The sequence below is a fragment of the Rhodoferax lithotrophicus genome (assembly GCF_019973615.1).
Classification (GTDB): Bacteria; Pseudomonadota; Gammaproteobacteria; order Burkholderiales; family Burkholderiaceae_C; genus Rhodoferax; species Rhodoferax lithotrophicus.
Genome location: NZ_AP024238.1, coordinates 3,731,642 through 3,756,999, shown reverse-complemented (window position 1 = coordinate 3,756,999; position 25,358 = coordinate 3,731,642). Strand labels below are relative to the sequence as shown.

The window sequence follows — 25,358 nt, the reverse complement described above, 5'->3', positions numbered from 1 at the left end:
GAATTTTGAAATAACATGAAATCATTTGCTTTTGTATTTCCGGGCCAAGGCTCGCAATCAGTTGGCATGCTTGACGGTTGGATGGATCACATCCAGGTACGCGATGCATTGAAGGAGGCCTCAGATGCTTTGGGCGAAGACATTGGTCGTTTGATCAAAGAGGGCCCCAAGGAAATCCTGGCACTCACCACCAACACGCAACCCGTCATGTTGGTTGCTGGTGTGGCAGCTTTTCGGGTCTGGATGGCTGAAGTAGGAATACCACCGCAAGCGGTTGCGGGCCACTCTTTGGGTGAGTATTCGGCCCTGGTGGCCGCTGGCGCGTTAACCTTGACACAGGCCGCACCCTTGGTGCGTTTCAGAGCTCAGGCTATGCAGGAGGCGGTGCCGGTTGGGCAAGGGGCCATGGCGGCTATTTTGGGGCTGGAGGCCGCCAAAGTTGTTGCAGGCTGCGCAGAGGTGACACGTACATTGGGTGAGCATTCTGCAGAGGTTGTAGAGGCCGTGAACTTCAATGACCCTGGGCAAACGGTGATTGCAGGCTCCAAGGTGGCCGTTGAGCAGGCTTGTGTGCTGCTTAAGACCATGGGGGCCAAACGTGCCTTACCCTTGCCGGTGTCGGCACCATTCCACTCCAGTTTGATGAAGCCGGCCGCCCTGAAGCTGAAAGCTAAACTGGAGGAAACCTCTTTCCTTCCCCCCCAAATAGACCTCGTCAACAACATCGATGTGGCTGTTGAGCAGGATGTGGCCAAAATTCGGGATGCCTTGTACCGTCAAGCCTTCGGCCCGGTGCGCTGGGTGGAGTGTGTTCAAGCCATTGCCGCTCGCGGTTTGCCCACCTTGGTGGAGTGTGGTCCCGGCAAGGTGCTGGCGGGTATGACCAAGCGTATCAATTCCGAATTGCAAGGCATGCCTTTGCTGGACATGGCTAGCCTGACTGAAGCGAAAACTTTTGTATTAGAAGCATAAACATATGAGTGAGATCAAATTTGAAGGTCAAGTGGCTTTGGTGACCGGGGCCTCGCGCGGTATTGGTGCTGCCATTGCCCTTGAACTGGCAAAACGTGGTTTGACGGTTATTGGTACGGCCACCACCGAGGAGGGGGCGGTCAAACTATCGCAAACCTTGGCAGCTTATCCTGGTTGCAACGGAAGAATGCTCAATGTCAATGATGCAGCGGGTGTTGATGCACTGATTGACAATGTGGTGAAAGAGCACGGTGGATTGCAGATTTTGGTTAATAACGCTGGTATCACTCGTGACAACCTGACCATGAGAATGAAGGACGACGAATGGGATGCGGTATTGGATACCAACCTTAAAGCCGTATTCCGTATGAGTCGAGCGGTGATGCGTACCATGATGAAGCAGCGTTATGGCCGCATCATCAGCATCACTTCGGTGGTCGGTGCATCAGGCAACCCGGGTCAGGCCAACTACGCAGCGGCTAAAGCGGGCGTAGCGGGTATGACCCGCGCATTGGCACGTGAACTGGGTTCACGCAACATCACGGTGAATTGTGTGGCACCAGGTTTCATTGAAACCGACATGACGGCACAGTTAGCCGATGAGCAGCAAAAAACGTTGCTAACCCAAATACCCCTTGGGCATTTGGGTAAACCGGCTGACGTTGCACATGCGGTGGCTTATTTGGCCTCGCCCCAGGCAGCCTATGTCACTGGTCAAGAATTGCATGTGAATGGCGGCATGTACATGTAAGCGAGATCGTTTATAAACAGCTGTATTTTTTAGAGTTGATAGCTAGCCTGAAAAGTCATTTTCAAGCCCGGCTAAAATCATTAATCTTTTTACAACCCTCAGAGGGAATCCATGAGCGATATTGAAGCACGCGTTAAAAAAATCATTGCCGAACAACTCGGTGTTGAAGAATCCCAAGTCACCAACGAAAAAGCCTTTGTGGCTGATCTGGGTGCAGACTCTTTGGACACCGTTGAACTGGTGATGGCACTTGAAGATGAGTTTGGTATCGAAATCCCTGATGAAGATGCTGAAAAGATCACTACAGTGCAAAACGCTATCGATTACGCCAATACCCACAAAAAGGCTTAAGGCCTTGTTATGCGGTTGCCCTTGAGGTTGCCGCAACAGTCAGTGGAGCTTAGGTGACGTGTCCCTATAGCCTTCACTGACGCAACCCCATTCTCAGCCAGCCATTTGTCTAGGGCTGGCTTATTTCACACAAACCACTGACTGTTGATCCCTATGTCCCGTCGTCGTGTTGTTGTCACCGGTTTGGGTTGTGTCAGTCCCGTTGGAAACACGGTTGACACTACTTGGGCTAGTTTGCTGGCTGGTCAGTCGGGCGTAGGCTTGATCACCAAATTTGATGCCTCTACTTTCAACTGCAAAATTGCAGGTGAAGTCAAGGGGTTTGATATTGAGTCCTATATGAGTGCCAAAGAGGCGCGCACCATGGACACCTTCATTCACTATGGAGTGGCTGCTGCAGCACAAGCTGTAGCAGACTCAGGCTTGCCCACGGGAGATGCCTTGAGTGACGAGCTCGCAACCCGTATTGCATGTGTGATTGGTTCTGGTATTGGCGGCTTGCCCATGATTGAAAATGTGCATGCTGAATATGTTCAGCGTGGTGCACGTCGAATCTCGCCATTTTTTGTGCCCTCAACCATCATCAACATGATTGCGGGTCACGTGTCCATCCGGTTTGGGTTCAAAGGACCTAATCTGGCAATTGTGACGGCCTGTACGACAGGGCTGCACTGCATTGGTCAAGCTGGTCGAATGATCGAATACGGTGATGCGGATGTGGTCATTGCGGGTGGTTCAGAGGCTGCCGTGTCGCCTCTGGGTGTGGGTGGATTTGCAGCCATGCGTGCCTTGAGTACGCGTAACGATGATCCCACAACGGCCTCGCGTCCATGGGACAAAGATCGGGACGGTTTTGTGCTTGGCGAGGGTGCTGGTGTCATGGTGCTTGAAGAGTATGAACATGCCAAAGCCCGTGGTGCCAAAATTTATGCCGAGTTGGCTGGTTTTGGCATGAGTGCAGATGCCGGTCACATGACGGCTCCTAACATGGACGGCCCACGTCGTGCCATGGTGAGTGCCTTGAACAACGCGGGTATCAACGCTGACCAAGTCGATTACGTTAATGCTCACGGTACTTCGACTCCCTTGGGGGATACCAATGAATCCAATGCCATTAAGGCAGCGTTGGGCGAGCAAGCCAAAAGTGTGGTGGTGAACTCCACCAAGTCCATGACCGGTCATCTGTTGGGTGGTGCTGGTGGGTTGGAATCTGTGGTCACGGTGTTGGCGCTGCACCATCAAAAGAGTCCGCCGACTATCAACATCGTTAATCAAGATCCCGTATGTGATTTGGATTACTGTGCCAATACTGCTCGGGACATGAAAATTGAAGTCGCTGTGAAAAACAATTTTGGCTTTGGTGGCACCAACGGTTCACTGGTGTTTAAACGCGCACCTTGACTGCCATTCGGTGCAGTCCGAAGGCTTTGTCACCTTGATTCGCTATGCATAACGCCCCAGCGGTTGCCTTTCCGACGGGGCGTTCTGCTTTTCAAGGGGGATTACTGGGCGTGTTGCTCGGGTGCGAGGTGCTGACCTTGGTGGCATGGAGTCTGGCTGCTGATTTATTATTTGGGTGGCCACAAGTGGTCGCTTTGGTTGGGATCTGTGTCACGGGTATCTGGGCAGTTTGGTCATGGTGGCATACGCCAGCGGGTCATCTGACATGGGACGGAGCAGTTTGGCATGTGTCATTCACGGATTCCTCCTGGAGAGTGCAGCCGGTGCCGGTCATTGATTTGCAAAGGTCCATGTTGTTGTATTTGAATAGCACAGAAACCACCTCCGCAAACTGGGTCTGGCTTGACCGTTCATTCAGCCCTAGCCGATGGATGGCCTTGCGACGTGCCATTCACGATCAGCGCAATCACCACAATACCGCTCAGTCAAGTCTGATCACTTCACCTGAGCGCATTTCCAAGTGAGTCCCCTGAACCCTGTTGAGCCGCCAGGCGTACTGCCTCTGGCACCGGACAACCCTGATGCGTTGCTGGTGGCGCGCACAGTGGCTGGTGATCAGGCTGCATTTGAGTTGCTGGTGATCAAGTACCAGCGGCGTGTGGAGCGTTTGATTGGTCGCATGGTACGTGATGTGGATTTGGTCGATGACATTGCCCAAGAAACCTTCATTCGTGCTTACCGTGCGTTACATCAGTTTAGAGGGGACTCCCAGTTTTACACTTGGCTTTACCGCATCGCGGTCAATACGGCGAAGAAGTTTTTGCTCGAACTCAAACGGGATCCGACCATTTCACAAGCTGCCATGCAGTCAAGTGATGACGAGGATGAAACTTTTCACACCAAATACGAACCAACCACCAGTGAAACGCCTGAATCGGTGTTGGCAGCCAAAGAGATTGCGCTGGTGGTGAATGCAGCACTGGAATCTTTACCAGCTGATTTGAAGCAGGCGCTGACATTGCGGGAAATAGACGGTATGAGTTACGAAGAAATTGCCGAGTTGATGGCTTGCCCTCTGGGGACGGTGCGGTCGCGGATTTTCAGAGCACGTGAGGCAGTGTCGGCCCAGGTAAAGCCTATGCTGGAGAAGCAAACCGGCAAACGCTGGTAAGTTGACAGAAGAAGCTGTGCAGAGGACAGATAAGGAATGTGGTTAGTGGAAAAAAAGGCCTGATTTGAAATGAAGGTGACGCATGCTTGATCAAACTACACAACGCTCGCAACAAATTTCAGCGCTTATGGATGGGCAACTGCCGGACGAGGAATTTGCACAAGTCCTGGCGGATCTGGAGCGCCGTGAACAGGCGCGCGACGACTGGGATATCTACCACATGGTGGGTGATGTGATGCGTTCCAATCAGACACCGGTGCAAAAACACGATCCTGACTTCTTACTTAAGTTGCGCCATCGTATGGCGCAAAATGCTATTGAAATAGTAGCTATTGACGTAGCTTCTATAAGCACTAAAGCTCAAAAACATCAAAATATTCAGGCTGCCAATGAACCTCGGTGGCGGCGGGTTGCGGGTGTTGCCTCCGTAGCCATTGCGGCTGTATTGGTTTGGCAGGGATTACATGGGGACAATTCAGCTGATCCCGCAGCAGCACCACAATTTGCCCAGCAGCAAAGCGCGCCAATGCTCCAAGTGTCTTCACAAATGGCACAGGCGAATGTGCTGAGATCCCGCCCAGAACAGGTACTGATTCGCAGTGATGGTTCCTCTGCTTTGGTACCGAATACTGAACCACAAGTGATGATTCGAGACCCGCAACTGGATGCTCTATTGGCTGCGCATCGGCAGTTTGGTGGCACTACAACCCTGCAGATGCCCGTTGGATTTTTACAGCAAGCGGCGTTTACGGAGAGATTGCGTTGATGCTTTTGCGGGTTTGCTGTGGGGTGCTGGCAATATTGTTTGGACAGTCATATGCACAGGTTCCCTCCATACCGGTTGACCTCATCACTCAGCACGTTGCACAACCCCACATCGCACAGTGGTTGCTACGTTTGCATCAGTCCAGTCAACAGCAGTCATACGTTGGCACATTTGAAGTCACAGCTGGACAGGCCAAGTCAGCAGCCCGTATCTGGCATGTGTGTGAAGGGACGCAACAAATAGAGCGGGTCGATGCCTTGTCTGGTATCCCACGAACAACTTTTCGCCGCAACGATCAGGTGATGACTTATTTTCCTGAAGACCGGGTAGTGGTTGCCGAAAAACGTGCATCTCTCGGAATTTTTACCAATTTGATCAACCGAGCTGACGTATCCATTGCCCGGTTTTATCAATTGCAAGCAAGCGAAGGGGAGCTTGTCGCAGGGTTAAGAGCGGATGTGGTTGAACTCCTACCCAGGGATCATTGGCGATTTTCTTACCGGGTTTGGACCGAGCAGATCTCTGGCCTCGTTCTCAAACTGCAGACCCTTGATTCTGAGAAGAGGGTTCTGGAGCAAGCCGCGTTTTCTGATTTGCAATTGGCTCAACCGCTCAGTTGGGGCAAACTGAATGCCATGATGGGCAACACGGCTGGTTTTGTGGTCAAACAAACGGAACTTATCAGCACAACTGCGGACAAAGAAGGCTGGAGACTCAAGACGATGGTGCCTGGTTTCAAAACCATGAGTTGTGTTAAACGCCAGGATCATGTGAAAGGCATCAAGGCTTCACCTTTGCAGTGGGTGCTGTCTGACGGTTTGGCCTCGGTGTCGTTGTTCATAGAACCCTATGATGCTGCTCGTCATGCCCAACAATCGCATGATCAGATGGCTTTTGGGGCAACACATATGCAATCACGCCGTTTGGGGCATTGGTGGTTGACTGTTGTGGGTGAGGTACCGCAGCACACTTTGCAAATGTTGGCCCAAAGTCTTGAGAGAAAAAAGTAAGTCCCTATCTATGTGCGTGTGTAGTTTGTGAAAGGCCTTAAATGACGCTTTTAAATTGGAAAACTTGGTGTTCTTGTGCGCTCAGTGGCGTGATGTTAGCGACTGTATCCACCATGGTGCTGCCTGTACGCGAGGCCGCAGCACAGGTTCGAGCACTGCCTGATTTCACTGATTTGGTCGAACAAGTTGGTCCCTCTGTGGTGAATATCCGTACGCTTGAAAAGGTTGTTAACACACCCGTTCAAGGAGGCGGGCTGGATCCCAACATGCTTGAATTTTTCAGGCGGTTTGGCTTGCCTATACCCAATGTTCCTGGTGGGCAGAATCAGATGCCGCCTGGTCACGGTTCGCGACAGGAGGATGCACAACCCCGTGGTGTGGGTTCTGGATTCATTCTGACTGCTGACGGCATGATCATGACCAATGCCCATGTGGTGGAAGGTGCTGATGAAGTTCTGGTCACGCTTACAGACAAGCGCGAGTTCAAAGCCAAGATCATTGGTGCAGACAAGCGTAGTGATGTGGCCGTGGTCAAGATTGAGGCCTCCGGCCTGCCTGCCGTCAAGGTGGGTGATGTCAGCCGCCTCAAAGTGGGTGAATGGGTCATGGCCATTGGCTCACCGTTTGGACTGGATAACACCGTAACTGCTGGCATTGTGAGTGCCAAGCAGCGCGACACAGGCGACTATTTGCCCTTCATTCAGACCGACGTGGCGATCAACCCTGGCAACTCAGGTGGTCCGTTGATCAACATGCGCGGTGAAGTGGTGGGCATCAATAGCCAGATATATTCCCGCTCCGGGGGCTCCATGGGCATTTCGTTCTCGATTCCCATGGACGAGGCGGTGCGCGTCAGCGAGCAGTTACGCGCCACTGGTCGAGTGACGCGTGGCCGCATTGGCGTGCAAATTGACCAAGTGTCCAAAGAAGTAGCGGAATCCATCGGACTTGGAAAACCGCATGGTGCGTTGGTTCGTGGTGTTGAAAAAGGGGCTCCCGCAGACAAGGCTGGGGTGGAGGCGGGCGACATTATTGTGAAATTTGATGGTAAGCCGGTCGAAAAATCAAGTGATCTGCCCCGCATGGTGGGCAGTACCAAGCCAGGTACCAAAAGCACTTTGACCGTATTTCGCCGTGGCAGTTACAAAGATCTGAGTGTTGTCATCGCTGAAATTGAGACGGAAAAACCAATTGCCCAAGCTGCTGAAAAACCAGGTAAAGCCAAAGAAGCTACAGCTGCGCAGGCACTCGGATTAATCGTGAGCGACCTGACCGATGCCGACAAAAAAGAACTTGGCATCAAAGGTGGCGTACAAGTGGATGCCGTGGATGCTGCTGCTGCCCGGTCTGGATTACGTGAGGGGGATGTGATTCTGGCCGTGGCCAATGTGTCGGTGGTTAACGTGAAAGAGCTAGAAACTGTGCTTGTCAAATTGGATAAAGCCAAGGCGATCAATGTCTTGTTCCGCCGTGGTGAATGGGCGCAGTACACGGTGATTCGGTCCGGTCGATGATTCTGCCTACAATAGAGGATCAACTTTAGCAGTTGCCAAACAAGTTGATTCAGGGCGCGTCACGTTTGACCGCGCCCTTTTTTCTGTTTCCGTCTTTTTTATTCACTCTTTCGGTTTCCATTGATGAATCACATCAGAAATTTCTCCATCATTGCTCACATTGACCACGGCAAGTCAACCCTGGCAGACCGTTTGATCCAGCGTTGTGGCGGCTTGCAAGAGCGCGAAATGGAAGCCCAGGTGCTGGATTCGATGGACATCGAAAAAGAGCGTGGCATCACCATCAAGGCGCAAACGGCGGCGCTGCAATACAAAGCCAAGGACGGCAAGGTATACAACCTGAATTTGATCGACACCCCCGGTCATGTGGACTTTTCTTATGAAGTCAGCAGATCCTTGTCGGCCTGCGAAGGCGCACTGTTGGTGGTGGATGCCAGCCAGGGGGTGGAGGCGCAAACCGTTGCCAATTGCTACACCGCACTGGACTTGGGCGTGGAAGTGGTGCCGGTGCTTAACAAAATGGACTTGCCCAACGCCGACCCGGACAACGCTCGCTCAGAAATTGAGGACGTGATTGGTATTGATGCCTCTGATGCCATTGCTTGTTCGGCCAAAAGTGGTATGGGGGTGGACGACATTCTGGAGGCTGTGGTGGCGCGTATTCCGGCACCCAAAGGCAATCCGAATGGCCCATTACGTGCCATGATCATTGACAGCTGGTTTGACAGTTATGTGGGTGTGGTCATGTTGGTGCGCGTGGTGGATGGTCGCCTAGCCAAAGGTGAACGCATCAAGATGATGGCCACAGGTACCACCTACAACGCTGATAACCTGGGCGTGTTCACCCCGGCCAACCAGCCGCGTGAGGCGTTGGAAGCCGGTGAAGTGGGTTACATCATTGCCGGTATTCGCGAACTGCAAGCGGCCAAAGTAGGTGACACCATCACCCTCATCAAGCCCGGAACCGGTGGCGCAGCCCTGACGGCCACAGAACCCTTGCCAGGTTTCAAGGAAATTCAGCCGCAGGTGTTTGCCGGTCTGTACCCGACCGAAGCCAACCAGTACGAAGGTCTGCGCGACAGCCTGGAGAAGCTTAAGCTCAACGATGCATCACTGCACTACGAACCTGAAGTGTCGCAAGCCCTGGGTTTTGGATTCCGTTGCGGCTTTCTGGGCTTGTTGCACATGGAAATTGTGCAAGAGCGTCTGGAGCGCGAGTTTGACCAGGATCTGATCACCACCGCACCAAGCGTGGTCTATCAGGTGGTGCAGGCCGACGGTGAAGTCAAGATGGTGGAAAACCCGTCCAAAATGCCTGACCAGGGCCGACTCGACGAAATCCGTGAACCGATCGTCACCGTGCACCTGTACATGCCGCAGGAATACGTTGGGCCGGTCATGACGCTGTGCAATCAGAAGCGTGGTGTGCAGATGAACATGGCCTACAAAGGCCGTCAGGTGGTGCTGACCTATGACCTGCCGCTGGGTGAAATTGTGATGGACTTTTTTGACAAGCTCAAAAGCGTCTCACGCGGGTATGCGTCGATGGACTATGAGTTCAAAGAGTACCGCCCCTCTGATGTGGTCAAGGTGGACATTTTGCTCAATGGTGAAAAGGTCGATGCCTTATCGATCATCGTGCACCGCTCGCAATCGCAATACCGGGGTCGTGCGGTGGTCGCCAAAATGCGCGAAGTGATCTCGCGCCAGATGTATGACGTGGCGATCCAGGCTGCCATTGGGGCTAACATCATCGCCCGCGAGACCATCAAGGCTCTGCGCAAAAACGTGATTGCCAAGTGTTATGGCGGCGATATTTCCCGCAAACGCAAACTCCTTGAGAAACAAAAAGAAGGTAAAAAACGCATGAAGCAAATTGGTTCGGTTGAAGTGCCGCAAGAAGCTTTCTTGGCCATTTTGAAGGTGGACGCGTGATGCAAGTCCTAACTTCTGTCATTCTGGCGGTTTTTGCTGGCTACGTGGGGGCCTGGTACTTTGGCATAGTGGATGGCAATTTTGCCCTGCTGCTGTTTCTTGCCACGGTGGTCACAGGCATTTACTGGCTGGCTGAACGCTTTTACTTTTTGCCGCAACGTCAAAAAGCAGCTGCCGACCTGGAAGTCAATGCGCTAAAGCGTGCTGAAGAGCTGGGCAAACTGGGTATTGCCAAAGTGGATAGCGATGTGTCTGAGGCCAAAAACAAGATTCTGGCACAGCCTTGGTGGCTGGATTGGACGGCAGGACTGTTCCCCGTCATTATTGGGGTATTCATTCTGCGTTCATTTTTGTTCGAGCCCTTCAAAATTCCTTCGGGTTCCATGATTCCAACCTTGTTGGTGGGGGATCTGATTCTGGTCAACAAGTTTCACTATGGCTTGCGTTTGCCGGTACTCAACACCAAAATCACAGAAGGTACACCGCCTCAACGGGGCGATGTGATGGTGTTTCGCTACCCCCCTCAACCCAGCCTGGATTACATCAAACGGGTAGTGGGTGTACCGGGCGATGAAGTGGCTTATCTGAACAAGCGTTTAACGATCAACGGCAAACCTCTGGCAACCAACGCGTTGCCCGAGTTTTTTGACGAAGATGTGATGCATTATTTTCCCCAATATGAAGAAATATTGGGTGACAAGCCACACCGTTTGCTCAATGATCCGGCACGCCCAGCTTACGTCTTGGGGGCGAGTGAGTTTGAGTTCAAAAACAATTGCAGCTACAGTGTCGAGGGGGTGGTCTGCAAAGTACCGCAGGGTCATTACTTCATGATGGGGGATAACCGTGACAACTCGGCGGACTCGCGTTACTGGGGTTTTGTGCCTGACAAAAACATTGTGGGGAAAGCCTTTTTTGTCTGGATGAATTTCAGTAGCCTCAAACGCATTGGTTCTTTTAACTGATTCAAGGGGAAACGTCATGACAAGTGCTCTTAAATTCCGGCAGCGTGGGATGTCCTTCATTACTTTGCTGTTTGTCGCTATTGTGTTGGCTGCCACAGGGGTGGTGGTGGCTCAGGCCGTGCCTACCGTGATTGAATTTCAGGCTGTTCTCAAGGCCGTGAATAAAGCCAAAGCGGGCAGCACCATCGCCGAAGCACGCCAGATTTTTGACAAGGCTGCCAACATCGACAACATCACGTCCATTTCAGCTAAAGATATTGAAGTGACTAAAGACAATGACAATTTGGTGGTTAGTTTTGCTTATCAACGTGAAATTCATTTGGCTGGCCCAGCCTACCTGACTCTTAAATACGCAGGTAGGTCGCATTGATGCAGGTGTTGATTTGAACCAGGCCTTGACTGCGCTGCAAAAGCGCTTGCAACACCAATTTACGGATTCCAACCTGCTGACCCGTGCGTTGACGCATCGCAGTTTCTCTGCCGATCACAACGAGCGTCTGGAGTTTCTGGGCGATTCGGTGCTAGGGGTGGTAGTGGCTGACATGCTTTACCGCCGCCTGCAAAGTTTGCCCGAAGGTGATTTGTCCCGCGTGCGTGCCAACTTGGTCAAGCAAGACACTTTGCACCAGTTGTCTGTGTCACTGGGTTTGCCAGAAGTGATTCGCCTGGGCGAAGGTGAAATGCGCTCAGGCGGGCAAAAACGCCCCTCCATCCTGGCCGATGTGCTGGAGGCGGTGATCGGCGCGGTGTATCTTGATGCCGGTTTTGCTGCCGCACAAGCCCTGGTGCAGCGCTTGTACCAGGCGGTAGAAATCAACCCGGCCATGGATGCCATCGGCAAAGACCCCAAAACCGAGCTGCAAGAGTGGTTGCAAGCGCGGCGCATGAAAGTGCCCGGCTACAAGGTGGTCGCCACGCTGGGCGCTGCGCACAAGCAGACCTTTGATGTGGAGTGTGAAATTCTTGAACTCAACTTGTGCGAGCGCGGTATTGGCGGCTCTCGCCGCGCCGGAGAGCAAGCTGCCGCCGCGGCCATGTTGCAAACACTTAAATCCAGGGTGAATGAATGACTACTACAAAAAAAATAGCTGCTCACGCAGAAGATACGGGTGTTGAGGTTCAAAGTAACCTTGAAGAACTGTTGGCCGGCATGCGCCGTGACATGCGTCCTGCAGGTCAGGCCGAGGCCCCTGTCGCGGGCCAACGCTGTGGTTTGATTGCCATTGTGGGCAAGCCTAATGTCGGTAAATCGACGCTACTTAACGCATTGGTAGGTCAAAAGATCAGTATCACCTCGCGCAAGGCGCAAACCACGCGCCACCGCATTACCGGCATGCATACTGTGGGTGCCAACCAGTTTGTATTTGTCGACACACCGGGTTTTCAGACGCTGCATGGCAATGCTTTGAACAAGTCACTCAACAAAACTGTGCAGGGTGCAGTGACCGATGTGGATTTGATTCTGTTTGTGGTTGAAGCTGGCAGTTTTACACCAGCGGATGCACGCGTGTTGGCGTTGTTGGGCAAATCCATTCCCACCTTGTTGATCGCCAATAAGCTCGACAACGTGCATCGCCGGGGTGACATTGCCCCCTGGTTGCAGACTATGCAAGGCAAACATGCTTTTGCCGAGTATGTTCCCATGTCGGCCAAGAGTGCCAAAGACATCGAGCGCTTGCTGGACATCTGCGCCAAATACCTGCCTGAGCAAGCCTGGTGGTATGCCGCCGATGAGTTGACGGATCGCAGCGAGCGCTTCATGGCTTCTGAAATGGTGCGCGAAAAGCTGTTTCGCCTGACAGGGGATGAGTTGCCTTACACCTCCACCGTCATCATCGACAAATTTGAAGAAGAAGCGCCGCAGAAAAAGGGGCAAAAGCGCCTGCTGCGGATTGCCGCCACCATCGTCGTTGAGCGTGATGGTCACAAAGCCATGGTGATTGGCGACAAGGGCGAACGCATCAAGCGCATCGGCATGGAAACTCGTGTCGAGCTTGAAAAGCTGTTCGATTGCAAGGTGTTCATCGAGATGTGGGTCAAAGTGCGCTCAGGTTGGGCCGATGATGAAGCCCGGGTACGCTCGTTTGGCTACGAGTAAGCACGGAGCACGTTGCCCGTTCGTTGGCAAAAGGATAGACTTTAAAACCAGAGGTGTGGTGTATGCACCGGTGACGTGGTTTGGCTTGATTGTTGCAAGGACGGTGTCCACAGCTTGGGCCACCTGCCGAGGTGACCACGGTCAGCTTGCTGGCAGCGCAGACCAATTTCAGTGATCTCTGCGACGGATGTGTTCATTCACAATGCATAGTTCAAAACTTGTCGTGAGTCGATGGCGTATGCCTGTTATGGGACGGGTTCCACGCTGGTCGGGTGTTTTCAGTTTCTGAAGGCCCATGACAAGGTGTCGTCGTTGGTGGTCATAATGCCGGAATTGTGTCGGAAGCAGCTTATCCCGGCGCTGCAACCCCATGCATCGTTTGTCCAAAGATCACTCTGGTACACCTGTGCCAGCCTATAACCTAGAAGCCAGTTGCTCGCTTGGCGATGTATTTGGCGAATATGTAAAGGTACGTTATGCAGATTGATGATGACTTGACCCAACGATTGGGCGCATCCATGGAAGCACTCAATGCCCGTATTGCACGCTTGGCCATGGCGCTGAATGTGGCCCTGAACGACCGTGCAGCCGTCGATGCGTTAATGGCCCAGCCGCAAATTCGGGTAGTTGAAAACGAACGCCGACGTGCCAGTGACAATGCCTCCGCTGTCCGGGTGACATCGGAGCGACGCCAAGCGCACAAACGCGAGGAATTACGAGGCTTGCTTTTATTGCGTTACCACATGGAGACCACCAGTCTGACCGATAACGGTTGGTCAGTGACCCGGCAGGCCATGGTACAAGCAGAAGAGCACATGGCGCGTCAAGGCTTCAAGCTTGGTGCAGATGGTTTGGGTCTGAATGATTTTTTTGAGATCAAATGATTTTTGAATGTGTTCTGTGAATAATCTGGATTGATATGAATCTGCCTCAAGATAATGAACTGATAGAAAACTACACCTATCCTGAAATTCACATTGGGCAAAGTGCCCGTTTGTTGCGCACGTTGACACTGCAAGATATTTCAGCGTTTGCTGCTGTGTCTGGCGACACAAATCCTGCGCATTTGAATCCTGAATATGCCAATGACACCTTGTTTCATGGTGTCATTGCGCACGGCATGTGGAGCGGTGCGCTGATTTCTGCGCTTTTGGGCACACAGTTTCCAGGGCCAGGCACGATTTACCAGGATCAGGTGCTGCATTTTGTCAAACCAGTGCGTGTCGGAGACACGCTAACGGTGACGGTTGTGGTGATGTCCATGGACTCTACTCACAAAAGTGTGGAGCTTGACTGTGATGTGGTGAATCAGCATGGACAACGTGTGTTGAGTGGTGTTGCCAAAGTATTGGCACCCACCACCAAAGTGCGCTTGCCTCGCATGGACGCCCCGCAAATTCAGGTGTATGACCCGCAAGCCCGTTTTCGGGATTTGCTGGCGCTGGGCGAAAAACTGGAGCCGGTGCGCTGTGCAGTGGTTCATCCGTGTGATGAGGGTTCCTTGAGTGGTGCCATGGATGCAGCGCGTTATGGCCTGATTGTGCCGGTGCTGATTGGCCCCGAAGTGCGTATTCGTCACGTAGCTGCTGAAGCGGGTATCGACTTGACCGGGATTGAACTCATTGACCAACCGCACAGCCATGCCGCTGCGGAAAAAGCGGCTGAAATGGCCGCCAACTGGGATGTCGAAATTCTCATGAAGGGTAGCTTGCACACCGATGAGTTGATCCACGCGGTGTTGTCCAAACCAGCCCTGCGCACAGGGCGACGTATGTCGCACGTGTTTCGTTTTGATGTGCCGCTGTACCACAAGCCCTTGCTGATCACCGATGCCGCGTTGAACATTCACCCGACCTTGCAAGAGAAGGTGCACATCATCCAGAACGCCATCGACTTTGCCCGCATTCTGGGCGTGGCTGTGCCCAAGGTGGCGATTCTGTCGGCCGTTGAAATGGTCAACCCCAACATACCGTCCACATTGGATGCTGCCGCCCTGTGCAAAATGGCCGAGCGTGGGCAGATCACCGGTGGTGTACTTGATGGTCCGTTGGCTTTTGACAATGCCATTTCGATGCAAGCCGCGCAAATCAAGCACATTGACTCCGTGGTGGCGGGGCATGCCGACATCATGGCGGTGCCCGACCTGGAAAGCGGCAACATGCTGGCCAAACAGCTTGAATACCTGGCCGGTGCCAGTGGCTCAGGCATTGTGTTGGGCGCGCGTGTGCCGATTGCCCTGACCAGCCGTGCAGATGGCCCATCCAACCGGGTGGCTTCGGCCTTGTTGGCTTTGTTGGTGGCGCATAACGCCCGCCGTGATCAACCTCGATCTGTTTGGTAAGGAGCCTTAGTACATGGCGATTTTGTCCGTCAACGCGGGGTCTTCCACGCTCAAATTTTCGCTTTATCCCCTCAGTGCGGGGCAAGTTCAAGCCCAGGTGCTCAGTGGCTGTATTGAAGGCCTGGAGCCGGGTGGTGCACCAGAAATGACCTGGAATTTTCAGGGGCAAGCGTACCAAAAATCTTTGGTTCTGGGTACGACATCGGTGTTTGCCCAGGCTTTGCTGGCCTTGCGTGAATTGCTCACGGAATTGCTTGGTACCGCCAAAATCCAGGCGGTGGCGCACCGGGTGGTCCATGGTGGCGCTCAATACCGTGCCAGTGTGGTGGTGTCTGAGGCCGTGTTGTTTGATTTGATGCAACTCAACTCTTTGGCTCCACTGCATCAGCCACACAATCTGGAAGGCGTGCGCGCCTTTGCCAAGGCGTTTCCTGAGGTGCCTCAAGTTGCCTGTTTTGACACGGCTTTTCATGCCAGCCTGCCGGAAGTGGACTACCGCTTTGCCCTGCCCGAAGCACTTTACGCGCAAGGTTTGCGTCGTTATGGATTCCACGGCCTGTCTTACCAATACGTGATGGGTGTGCTGTTGGCGCAAAGCCCGCGCGCCAGTGGTCGTGTGTTGATGGCTCATCTGGGCAATGGGGCCAGCTTATGCGCGGCCAAGCAGGGCCAGAGTTGTTCCACCACCATGGGCTTTTCTGCGCTCGACGGCCTGATGATGGGCACTCGCCCTGGCACCCTGGATTCGGGGGTGATGCTGTATTTGCTGGAGCAAGGCTGGGATCATGGCCGCTTGCAAAAAATGCTTTACAAACAAAGCGGTCTGTTGGGTGTGTCGGGCATTTCGGCTGATATGCGCCGTTTGCGGGCCGATCCGTCGGCATCTGCCCAACTGGCCGTTGACATCTTTACCTACCGCCTGCAACGTGAATGTGGGGCCATGGTGGCCTGTTTGCAGGGCTTGGATGTGCTGGCTTTCAGTGGCGGCATCGGTGAACACGATGTGACCTTACGCACCGAGCTGGGTCAGCGCCTGGCTTGGTTGGGGGTGGTGATTGATCCGGTATTGAATAGCCAGGCCACGGGTGATCAGATCATGGCCATCCATGCGCCAGAGAGTCGTGTCGAAGTCTGGGTGGTGCCCACCGATGAAGGCGTGGTGGCCGCACGTGAGGCTGCCAAACTGTTGGCAGCCTGACGGCTCGAAGATACGCATCCCATGCAACTTCAAGACATTCTTTACTCGCAGGGTTTTGGCACCCGCCGTGTCTGCGCGGGCTTGATTCAGCAGGGTTTTGTTCAAGTTTATGAGCAAAATAACCCTCTAATGCCCGTCAAATGTACGCAAGCAGCTGCAGAATTTGTAGCGGAAGGGTTGCGCTTCCAGGTGCAGGGTGTGGACTGGCCGTATGCCGACAAGGCCTACCTCATGCTGCACAAGCCGACGGGTACCGAGTGCTCGCAAAAACCCTCTACCTACCCCAGCATTTACACCTTGCTGCCAGCGCCTTTGCGTCAGCGGCCGCAAAAGGGTGCCGTACAAGGTGTGCAGGCCATTGGCCGGCTTGATCAGGACACCACCGGTTTGCTGCTGCTGACCGATGATGGCAAGTACATCCACCGCATGAGCTCGCCGCGTCACCATGTGCCCAAGGTGTATGAGGTCACCGTCAAACATCCGTTGACCGACAAACAGGTGAGCCAATTACTCTCGGGCGTGGTGCTGGACGATGACCCCAAGCCGGTGCGTGCCGCTGCTTGCGAAGCGGTGTCCGAGTTTCATCTGCGTCTGACGCTCACCGAGGGCAAATACCACCAGGTCAAACGTATGCTGGCAGCGGTCAGCAACCGGGTGGAGGGTTTGCACCGTTCCCAAATTGGTGGCTTGCGGCTGCCCGATGATCTGGCTCCTGGTCAGTGGCGTTGGTTGACAGCCCAGGATTTGCTCAGTATTCAAGGCGCTTGAGGGCGGTTTGTGGCATCCCCAAAGCGCTACACTCGCGCGCCATTTTGCTTGTCAACAGATGACTTGTGCGGCCTGAATCGGGCCATTCATCTCACCGTTTTTCCTTTTTTTTATCAAGGCCCAATGTGCGTCAATTGCTCACTTTTTTAATGACTTCAGTGGCCTGTGCGCTGTCATGCCAGGTGCTGGCTGCACCGCCGGTGTTTGTGCTCAATTCACTGGATGCCAATGTCAGTGTGGTCGACCCGGTGAGCTGGACGGAGCTTAAACGCATTCCTACCGGCAAAGAACCACATCACCTGTACCTGACACCGGACGAAAAATCGCTCATTATTGCCAATGCCTTGAGCGACTCTTTGTCGTTTATCGACCCTAGAACTGCGGTCGTGCAGCGTACGGTGACCGGCATTCTGGACCCCTATCAACTGCGGTTTTCACCGGACATGAAATGGTTTGTCATCAATGGCAATCGGCTCAACCACGTGGACATTTACCACTGGGATGGCCTCAACCTGACTTTGGCCAAACGCATTTCAAGTGGCAAAACACCCAGTCACGTCTGGATCGACAGCGGCAGCCGGACGGTCTATTCCACGATGCAGGACAGTAATGAGCTGATCGCCATTGACCTTGCAACCCAGACCCTCCAATGGCGACATCCCACCGGCTCTTTGCCAGCCGATGTGTTTGGCACACCGGACGACAAGTTTTTGCTGGTGGCACTGACGGGGGGCGTGGGTGTCGAGATTTACGACATAACCGGCCCCACGCCAAAATTTGTCAAATTGCTGAAAACCGGGGCAGGGGCACACTCCTTTCGCGCCGTGGGGGACAAACGCCATGTGCTTGTGAGCAACCGCGTTGGCAACACCATCAGCAAGATCGATTACCAGAGCATGACGGTGGTGGACAGCTACCCGGCACCCGATGGCCCGGATGACATGGAGGTTACCCCCGACGGTCATTTCATTTATGTGGCCTCACGCTGGGTAGGCAAACTCAGCGTTATTGACACCCGCTTGCACAAAGTGGTGCACCAGGTCAAGGTCGGAAAATCCCCCCACGGGGTCTGGACACTGGATCATGCTGCACGCCAGTAATTCGACAGGCCATAAATTAGCTATTTTATTGATAGCTTCTTGCGCTTATACAACAAGCGCTACAGCCCAAAAAACATGTGAAAAACCGGTTTACCTGACGCTGGACACGGGTCATATGGAGGTGGCACCGCTGATGGCTGACATCTTGCATCGACAAGGGGTGCGGGTAACCTTTTTTGCCGCCAATGAGCGCACCAAGGTTGGTGATGGCAGTTTGGGTCAGCATTGGGCATCCTGGTGGAAGGCGCGTGCTGCAGAGGGGCATGAATTTGCCAGTCATACCTATGACCATGTTTATTGGCGCGCTGACCTGCCTGGTGTCAAACCCTCCTTCCGGGTGCGGCCCAGCGCAGGTGCTTTGGCCGGGCGTGATTTCACCTGGACGGCTGCGCAATATTGCCAGCAACTGGAGCACGCCAATGAACGTCTGAAAGACATCACCGGCCAGCAGCCCTTGCCCTTGTTTCGTGCACCAGGTGGTAAAACATCACCCAAACTGCTGGCTGCCGCAAAAGCCTGCGGTTTTGCCCACGTGGGTTGGCCCCCTGCCGGTTTTTTGGGGGATGAGTTGCCCAGTGATCAATTCAGCAACGCAGATTTGTTGGCCAAGGCCTTGCGTGATATTCGCGCGGGTGACATTCTGGTTGCGCATCTGGGTATCTGGTCGCGGCAAGATCCCTGGGCACCGGCGGTGTTGGAGCCCCTGATTATTGGGCTCAAGGAACGTGGTTTTTGTTTTGCCACGCTCCGTGAACACCCGGCCTATCGGGAGTGGTTATCGCGTGCAGGTGCCCCAAAACCATCTACCGCAGGAGGCTAGGCATGCAGTGGCTGGCAGACGTGTTTTCAGATTGGCAAGGCAGTTTGTTTGAGCTGGTCTTGCAGCCGCTGATGTTTCACATGGGGCTCGGGAATTTGCTGCCAGAGGGCTACAACGCCACGGGTTGGCTGCTGGTGGGTTTGATTCAACTGGTGGTACTGGTGGCGGTGATCGGCCCGTTGGAGTATGGCTGGCCAGTGCAAGCCGTGACCGACCGCAAGGCAGTGCGGGTGGACATGCTCTATACCCTGATCCACCGGTTGGGTTTATTCCGGGTGGGGATGTTTTTTACCCTGGATACTTTGTTTGACCGAGGTTTTGGTGCCTTGCGTGTGGCGGGCTGGCAGACTTTTCAGCTGGATGCGGTCTGGCCTGGCGTGACCGATGTGGCGTGGGTCAGTTTGCTGATCTACCTGGTGGTTTTGGATTTTGTCGATTACTGGATTCACCGGGCGCAGCACCAATGGACTTGGTGGTGGCAACTGCATGCCTTGCACCACGCTCAAACCCAGCTGACCATGTGGAGTGACAACCGTAACCATCTGCTTGATGACGTGCTGCGCGCGGTGATTTTTGTGGTGGTCGCGCAGGCTATTGGTATTGCGCCTGGACAGTTTGTGGCGATTGTGGCGTTTACCCAGATCAGCGAAAGTTTTCAGCACGCCAATGTGCGCATCTGGTTTGGGCAAGTGGGTGAGCGCCTGTGGGTCAGCCCGCGCTTTCATCGCTTGCACCATGCGGTTGGTTTGGGCCATGAGTCCATGGGCAAGCACACTCTGGGTGGTCACAACTTCGGTGTACTGCTGCCCTGGTGGGACATGCTTTGGGGCACTGCCAATTTTGAACGCCGTTTTGATCCCACTGGTGTGCGCGACCAGGTGGAGCAGGGGCGAGATTACGGTCAGGGTTTTTGGGCACAGCAAAAGCTGGGCTTGATGCGGCTGGTCGGGCGTGCTTGAAGCGATTGGGGGGTGTTTGATGAACCGATGGCGACTGCGGTATGCTTGTTGGCATGACTTTGTTGTTTGACTCCTTCTGGCGTGCGGTTGCTTATTGCTTGCATCCGCGTGTGATGCTGCTGTCGGTTTTGCCTTTGATCCTGCTGGTGGTGCTGTCACTGGGGGTCGGGTATGTGTACTGGGATCTGGCCCTGGAGGCTGTTCGCCACTGGCTGGATGCCTCCACCATGGTTGATAACCTGTCGTCCTGGCTGCAAGCCATGGGGGTAGGTCAGTTGCAGTCTGTGCTGGCTCCGTTGATTGTGATTTTTGCGGTCACGCCCTTGATCGTGGTGATTTCGCTGCTGGTGGTGGCTCTCATGATGACCCCCGCCTTGACTTCCCTGGTGGCTGAAAAGCGTTTCCCAGCGTTGGAGCGTTGCAAAGGGGGATCTTTCCTGGGGAGCTTGGGTTGGTCCCTTTTATCGACCTTGTTGGCGCTGGTGGCTTTGGTGGTGTCGATGCCGCTGTGGCTGGTTCCCCCATTGATTTTGGTGTTGCCGCCATTGATCTGGGGGTGGTTGACTTACCGGGTGATGGCCTTTGATGCGTTGGCGGAGCATGCCAGTCTGGAAGAGCGTCGTGAAATTTTTCGTCGACACCGGTTGTCTTTGATGGCTATTGGCGTGTTTTGTGGTTTCCTGGGGGCCGCCCCTAGCCTGATCTGGGCCTCTGGGGCCTTGTTGGCCGCGGCTTTTGTGGTGCTGGTACCGCTGGCCATCTGGATTTATGCCGTGGTATTTGCATTGTCATCCCTGTGGTTTGCACATTTTTGTCTCTCCGCTTTGCAGCAACTGCGTGCTGAGCGTGCGTCACGCCCCGTGCCTGCAGCGGAGGTGTTTGATATGGATTTAACTTACGCGACAACCGATCATGAACCAGTCCAGTCTTTGCCTCCCAGCCACTGAGCATCCTCCCGTTTTTGGCTTGATCATCATTGGCGATGAAATCTTGTCCGGCAAGCGTGCAGATAAACATCTGCCCAAGGTCATAGAACTGCTCAAGAATCGGGGTCTTGCATTGGACTATGCCGAATATGTGGGGGATGACCCGGCGCGGATCACGGCGGTATTAAAACGCGCCTTTGCGTCTGGCCATGTGGTGTTTTCCACGGGCGGCATTGGGGCCACACCCGATGACCACACGCGTCAATGTGCCGCCCAAGCGTTGGGTGTTGACCTGGCTCTGCACCCCCAGGCCAAAGTGTTGATCGAGCAGCGGATGCACGATGTGGCGCTGGAGCAGGGGCGTGTGTACGACCCGGGCCAAGCCGACAACCTGCACCGCTTGAACATGGGGGTGTTCCCGCAGGGGGCCAACATCATTCCCAATCCATACAACAAGATTCCGGGTTTCAGCGTGGGGTCTGTTCACTTTGTGCCAGGTTTTCCGGTGATGGCCTGGCCCATGATCGAATGGGTGCTTGACACGTACTACCAGGAATTTTTCACCTCCCAAGCTTGGCTGGAGCAATCAGTGATTGTTTTTGGGGCCATGGAAGCCACACTTACGCCACTGATGGAAGCGATTGAACAAGCCCACCCAGGTGTCAAAGTGTTCAGCTTGCCCAGTGTGGATCATCCCGAATATGGCCGGCATATTGAGCTGGGTGTCAAAGGAGCGCCTGAGCAAGTCGCACCCGCTTTTGCAGCCTTATTGGTTGGTTTGGAATCATTTCAGCTTGAAATTGGCCCTAAGTTGGTGCGAAATTAAGGTTTTGAATTTTAAATGCACTTTATTTGTGCATTGATAAAACTTCCCCTGTACAAGGTGTATTGAAATTCCCTTGAATCATTCGTTGCATTTTGGGAAAGTGTGTCAACTCAAGGCAAAATAGTCGCTTTGACAGATCATGGCTTTGAGCGAGTGGTCTGGCATAAAAACTGCATTCCAATACACCGAAACCCTTTAAACAACTGTTCATTTGGAGTAACGCATGACCAAGACCGTCGCAGACGTGATGAAGATGGTGAAAGACAACGAAGTCAAGTTTGTTGACTTCCGTTTCACCGATACCCGTGGCAAGCAGCATCACACCACGGTGCCCGTCTCGCATTTTGATGAAGACAAGTTCACATCGGGCCACGCTTTTGATGGCTCATCCATTGCTGGCTGGAAAGGTATTGAAGCCTCTGACATGCAGTTGGTGCCGGATCCAAATTCCGCCAACATCGACCCATTCTTTGAAGAAACCACCTTGATCCTGACTTGCGACGTGGTTGAACCCAGCGATGGCAAGGCCTATGACCGTGACCCCCGTTCCATCGCCAAACGCGCAGAAGCCTATCTGAAGGCTTCAGGCATCGGTGATGCTGCTTTCTTCGGTCCTGAGCCAGAATTCTTCATTTTTGACGGCGTGCGTTGGAGCACCGAACCCAACAACACGTTCTACGAAATCGAAGAATATGAAGCACCTTGGAACACTGGCGCCAAGCTTGAAGGCGGCAACCGTGGCCATCGTCCCACCACCAAGGGTGGTTATTTCCCAGTGCCCCCGGTTGACAGCACACAAGACATGCGCGCTGAAATGGCATTGATTCTTGAGTCTGTGGGTATTCCTGTTGAAGTATTCCACCATGAAGTGGCTGGCGCGGGCCAAAATGAAATTGGTACCAAATTCAGCACCCTGGTTGAGCGCGCTGACTGGACGATTCTGCAAAAGTATGTGATCCACAACGTGGCCAATGCCTACGGCAAAACAGCGACCTTTATGCCGAAGCCCTACCATGGCGACAACGGCAGCGGTATGCACGTGCACCAGTCGGTCTGGAAAGACGGTAAAAACCTGTTTGCTGGCGACGGTTATGCCGGTCTGTCCGAGTTTGCGCTGTACTACATTGGCGGCATCATCAAGCACGCTCGTGCATTGAACGCCATTACCAATCCAGGTACCAACAGCTACAAGCGCCTTGTGCCTCACTTCGAAGCACCGGTCAAGCTGGCTTACTCTGCCAAAAACCGTTCCGCATCCATCCGTATTCCGTTTGTGGCCAACCCCAAGGGCCGTCGTGTGGAGGCTCGCTTCCCCGATCCACTGATGAACCCCTATCTGGGTTTTGCGGCCTTGTTGATGGCTGGTCTGGATGGCGTGGAGAACAAGATTCACCCTGGCGAAGCAGCTTCCAAGGATCTGTACCATTTGCCACCAGAAGAAGACAAGTTGATCCCGACCGTTTGCCACAGTCTGGATCAAGCGTTGGAGCATCTGGACAAAGACCGTGCCTTCCTGACCAAAGGCGGCGTGTTCACGGATTCCATGCTCGATGCCTACATTGACCTGAAGATGACTGAAGTCACACGCTTCCGTATGGCGGTGCACCCAGTGGAATACGACATGTACTACTCGCTCTAAGCAGCGCAAGCAGGTTGTCTTGCACAACCTGTGGGGTTACCAAAGGGACGGCTCAGGCTGTCCCTTTTTTGCTTGTGGGAAACTAGCTCCATGGTGATGGCTGTACAAATGGGTTTCACGGTTTGCGACGCACCGTATTAAAAAGGCTGGGTATGACAATCACACACATTTTTTGGACAATTTTTGGGGCGGTCACGCTGTGTCAACCTGCCATGGCACAAGACCGTATTTACCGCTGTGGTAATGAGTACACCAACACCGTGTCGCAAGCGCAGGCCAAAGGCTGCAAATTGGTCGATGGTGGCAACGTGACCGTGGTGCAGGGCATTCGCCCGAAAACCGCTGCGAAAGCAACGGATGCGGGGGGCGCGGCAAGCACTCCTGGTGCGAGAGTCGCCACTACCGAGCAAAAATCCCGTGACTCGGATGCCCGTTTGATCTTGCAATCTGAACTGACCAAAGCCGAGGCTCGGCAAGCTGAATTGCTCAAGGAATACAACAACGGCGAGCCAGAAAAACGGGGTGACGAGGTAAGAAACCACCAAAAATACCTGGATCGGGTAGCCGAACTCAAAGCCAACCTGGCCCGCAATGAGAGCGACATAGCCGGCATCCGACGTGAAATCGGGCGTGTACCTGCCAGTACCGCGGCACATTAACCGCTGCATGAAAGGTCCTCCTTGAAGCGTTCTGTTTTATCTAAACCGCAAGAGTCCAGCGCCATCGCTGTGCGGTTTCAATCGTTTGATTTACTGGCCACCTTGGTGGCCGTGGTGCAAAGCGACGGGACGGTGCTGTTTGCCAATGCCGCGCTGGAAGATGCACTGGGCATCTCGCGCCGCAGCATTGTGGGCTCGCACTTGCCGGACAGTTTTACCGAGCCGACTCACCTTGAGACGGCCCTGCAGGGTGCAGGATTTAACGAATTTGCTGCCTTGCGTTATGACGCAGGTCTGTTGCGTATGGCTCGTGAGCCCTTGCCGGTGCATGTGATCGTGACATTGACGGAGGCCCATGAAATTATTGTGGAGTTGCTGCCGCTGGAGCAGCAGGCGCGGCAAGACCGGGAAGAGCGTCTGGCTGAGCAAGCCCAGTCCAACAAGGAGCTGATTCGCAACCTGGCGCATGAAATCAAAAACCCTTTGGGGGGCATCCGTGGAGCGGCGCAGTTGCTGGAGCTTGAGATGGCACAGCCGGAGTTGTCTGAGTACACCCAGGTCATCATCCACGAAGCAGACCGTCTGCAGTCGCTGGTGGACCGGCTGCTGGCTCCACACCGCAAGCCTCATGTGGTGAGTGATGTGAACATTCATGAGGTGTGTGAGCGGGTGCGTTCGCTGATCTTGGCGGAGTTCCCCAAAGGCTTGAGCGTGTTGCGTGATTACGATACCTCCATTCCAGAGTTTCGCGGGGATCATGAACAGTTGATTCAAGCGCTGATCAACATTGCCCATAACGCGGCCCAAGCCCTGTCGGAACGGATGGCCCAAGGGGATGCCCAGCTGATTTTTCGTACCCGTGTGGCCCGCCAAACCACATTTGGAAAACAGCGTTATCGGTTGGCATTGGAATTGCATGTCATCGACAACGGGCCTGGCGTGCCTGAGTCGATCAAAGACCGAATTTTTTACCCGCTGGTGTCGGGTCGGGAAGGTGGTTCAGGGTTAGGGCTGACATTGGCGCAAACCTTTGTGCAGCAACACCACGGCTTGATCGAGTGCGACAGTGAGCCAGGCTATACCGATTTCAAAATTCTGATACCACTGCCCTGACTGCGGGACGATTCAAGCACACTGCCCGGTGTGTGAGGCGTTCGGCAGGTGCAGGCAAAACCGAAGGCAACACAA

Annotated in this window: 26 protein-coding genes; 25 read left to right on the top strand and 1 reads right to left on the bottom strand. The window is 53.9% G+C overall.

Annotated features, from left to right (window positions below; genetic code table 11):
• The first annotated feature begins 15 nt into the window (after positions 1 to 15).
• From fabD to era, 13 genes are all read left to right on the top strand, one after another.
• Positions 16 to 972 carry an ACP S-malonyltransferase gene (fabD, locus tag LDN84_RS17365; protein ID WP_223904678.1) on the top strand — a complete coding sequence of 319 codons (957 nt, stop codon included), beginning with the start codon at positions 16 to 18 and terminating at the stop codon, positions 970 to 972.
• A 4-nt stretch (positions 973 to 976) separates the two neighbouring features.
• Complete coding sequence (gene fabG / locus LDN84_RS17360; protein WP_223904677.1) at positions 977 to 1,723, top strand: 3-oxoacyl-ACP reductase FabG; 747 nt, start codon at positions 977 to 979, stop codon at positions 1,721 to 1,723.
• A gap of 111 nt (positions 1,724 to 1,834) precedes the next feature.
• Positions 1,835 to 2,074: an acyl carrier protein gene (gene acpP, locus LDN84_RS17355; RefSeq protein ID WP_066705508.1), complete on the top strand. Its 240-nt coding sequence runs from the start codon at positions 1,835 to 1,837 to the stop codon at positions 2,072 to 2,074.
• Positions 2,075 to 2,227: 153 nt separating this feature from the next.
• Positions 2,228 to 3,475, top strand: coding sequence for a beta-ketoacyl-ACP synthase II (fabF, locus tag LDN84_RS17350; protein WP_223904676.1), 1,248 nt, complete (start codon positions 2,228 to 2,230; stop codon positions 3,473 to 3,475).
• A gap of 520 nt (positions 3,476 to 3,995) precedes the next feature.
• Positions 3,996 to 4,646 (top strand): RNA polymerase sigma factor RpoE, encoded by a 651-nt coding sequence (rpoE, locus tag LDN84_RS17345; protein WP_435405898.1) that lies wholly within the window; start codon positions 3,996 to 3,998, stop codon positions 4,644 to 4,646.
• 82 nt (positions 4,647 to 4,728) lie between these two features.
• Entirely contained in the window at positions 4,729 to 5,412 is a 684-nt protein-coding gene (locus tag LDN84_RS17340) for a sigma-E factor negative regulatory protein (protein ID WP_223904675.1), read from the top strand.
• Positions 5,412 to 6,422 carry a MucB/RseB family sigma factor regulatory protein gene (locus LDN84_RS17335; protein ID WP_223904674.1) on the top strand — a complete coding sequence of 337 codons (1,011 nt, stop codon included), beginning with the start codon at positions 5,412 to 5,414 and terminating at the stop codon, positions 6,420 to 6,422. The genes LDN84_RS17340 and LDN84_RS17335 overlap by 1 nt, the downstream gene beginning before the upstream one ends.
• A gap of 41 nt (positions 6,423 to 6,463) precedes the next feature.
• Entirely contained in the window at positions 6,464 to 7,936 is a 1,473-nt protein-coding gene (locus LDN84_RS17330) for a Do family serine endopeptidase (RefSeq protein ID WP_223904673.1), read from the top strand.
• Between the two features lie 123 nt (positions 7,937 to 8,059).
• Positions 8,060 to 9,871 (top strand): translation elongation factor 4, encoded by a 1,812-nt coding sequence (lepA, locus tag LDN84_RS17325; protein ID WP_223904672.1) that lies wholly within the window; start codon positions 8,060 to 8,062, stop codon positions 9,869 to 9,871.
• Entirely contained in the window at positions 9,871 to 10,836 is a 966-nt protein-coding gene (gene lepB, locus LDN84_RS17320; protein WP_223904671.1) for a signal peptidase I, read from the top strand. The genes lepA and lepB overlap by 1 nt, the downstream gene beginning before the upstream one ends.
• A 16-nt stretch (positions 10,837 to 10,852) precedes the next feature.
• On the top strand, positions 10,853 to 11,206 hold the full coding sequence (locus LDN84_RS17315) for a DUF4845 domain-containing protein (protein ID WP_223904670.1): 354 nt from the start codon (positions 10,853 to 10,855) through the stop codon (positions 11,204 to 11,206).
• A gap of 13 nt (positions 11,207 to 11,219) precedes the next feature.
• Positions 11,220 to 11,906, top strand: a complete 687-nt coding sequence (rnc, locus tag LDN84_RS17310) for a ribonuclease III (protein WP_223904669.1) — start codon at positions 11,220 to 11,222, stop codon at positions 11,904 to 11,906.
• An 80-nt stretch (positions 11,907 to 11,986) separates the two neighbouring features.
• Positions 11,987 to 12,934, top strand: a complete 948-nt coding sequence (gene era / locus LDN84_RS17305) for a GTPase Era (protein ID WP_223913093.1) — start codon at positions 11,987 to 11,989, stop codon at positions 12,932 to 12,934.
• A 41-nt stretch (positions 12,935 to 12,975) separates the two neighbouring features.
• Here the strand turns inward: era and LDN84_RS17300 are convergent, their stop codons facing one another.
• Positions 12,976 to 13,131, bottom strand: coding sequence for a hypothetical protein (locus LDN84_RS17300; RefSeq protein WP_223904668.1), 156 nt, complete (start codon positions 13,129 to 13,131; stop codon positions 12,976 to 12,978).
• Positions 13,132 to 13,410: 279 nt separating this feature from the next.
• Here LDN84_RS17300 and LDN84_RS17295 point away from each other — a divergent pair, with 279 nt between their 5' ends.
• From LDN84_RS17295 to glnL, 12 genes are all read left to right on the top strand, one after another.
• Positions 13,411 to 13,818, top strand: coding sequence for a hypothetical protein (locus LDN84_RS17295; RefSeq protein ID WP_223904667.1), 408 nt, complete (start codon positions 13,411 to 13,413; stop codon positions 13,816 to 13,818).
• A gap of 35 nt (positions 13,819 to 13,853) precedes the next feature.
• Positions 13,854 to 15,275 carry a bifunctional enoyl-CoA hydratase/phosphate acetyltransferase gene (locus LDN84_RS17290; protein ID WP_223904666.1) on the top strand — a complete coding sequence of 474 codons (1,422 nt, stop codon included), beginning with the start codon at positions 13,854 to 13,856 and terminating at the stop codon, positions 15,273 to 15,275.
• A 13-nt stretch (positions 15,276 to 15,288) separates the two neighbouring features.
• Positions 15,289 to 16,473 carry an acetate/propionate family kinase gene (locus LDN84_RS17285; RefSeq protein ID WP_223904665.1) on the top strand — a complete coding sequence of 395 codons (1,185 nt, stop codon included), beginning with the start codon at positions 15,289 to 15,291 and terminating at the stop codon, positions 16,471 to 16,473.
• 21 nt (positions 16,474 to 16,494) lie between these two features.
• Positions 16,495 to 17,241: a 16S rRNA pseudouridine(516) synthase gene (locus LDN84_RS17280; protein WP_223904664.1), complete on the top strand. Its 747-nt coding sequence runs from the start codon at positions 16,495 to 16,497 to the stop codon at positions 17,239 to 17,241.
• Between the two features lie 149 nt (positions 17,242 to 17,390).
• Entirely contained in the window at positions 17,391 to 18,341 is a 951-nt protein-coding gene (locus tag LDN84_RS17275) for a YVTN family beta-propeller repeat protein (RefSeq protein ID WP_223904663.1), read from the top strand.
• Positions 18,325 to 19,161: a polysaccharide deacetylase family protein gene (locus tag LDN84_RS17270; RefSeq protein WP_223904662.1), complete on the top strand. Its 837-nt coding sequence runs from the start codon at positions 18,325 to 18,327 to the stop codon at positions 19,159 to 19,161. The genes LDN84_RS17275 and LDN84_RS17270 overlap by 17 nt, the downstream gene beginning before the upstream one ends.
• A 2-nt stretch (positions 19,162 to 19,163) precedes the next feature.
• Positions 19,164 to 20,120 (top strand): sterol desaturase family protein, encoded by a 957-nt coding sequence (locus LDN84_RS17265; protein ID WP_223904661.1) that lies wholly within the window; start codon positions 19,164 to 19,166, stop codon positions 20,118 to 20,120.
• A gap of 53 nt (positions 20,121 to 20,173) precedes the next feature.
• Complete coding sequence (locus tag LDN84_RS17260) at positions 20,174 to 21,067, top strand: EI24 domain-containing protein (RefSeq protein ID WP_223904660.1); 894 nt, start codon at positions 20,174 to 20,176, stop codon at positions 21,065 to 21,067.
• Complete coding sequence (locus LDN84_RS17255; RefSeq protein WP_223904659.1) at positions 21,033 to 21,872, top strand: competence/damage-inducible protein A; 840 nt, start codon at positions 21,033 to 21,035, stop codon at positions 21,870 to 21,872. Before LDN84_RS17260 ends, LDN84_RS17255 begins: the two co-directional genes overlap by 35 nt.
• A gap of 223 nt (positions 21,873 to 22,095) precedes the next feature.
• The gene (gene glnA, locus LDN84_RS17250) at positions 22,096 to 23,511 is read left to right on the top strand and encodes a type I glutamate--ammonia ligase (RefSeq protein ID WP_223904658.1); all 1,416 of its coding nucleotides are present in this window, start codon (positions 22,096 to 22,098) and stop codon (positions 23,509 to 23,511) included.
• A 152-nt stretch (positions 23,512 to 23,663) separates the two neighbouring features.
• Positions 23,664 to 24,170 carry a hypothetical protein gene (locus LDN84_RS17245; protein WP_223904657.1) on the top strand — a complete coding sequence of 169 codons (507 nt, stop codon included), beginning with the start codon at positions 23,664 to 23,666 and terminating at the stop codon, positions 24,168 to 24,170.
• Positions 24,171 to 24,191: 21 nt separating this feature from the next.
• Positions 24,192 to 25,283, top strand: coding sequence for a nitrogen regulation protein NR(II) (gene glnL, locus LDN84_RS17240; protein ID WP_223904656.1), 1,092 nt, complete (start codon positions 24,192 to 24,194; stop codon positions 25,281 to 25,283).
• Positions 25,284 to 25,358: the final 75 nt, after the last annotated feature.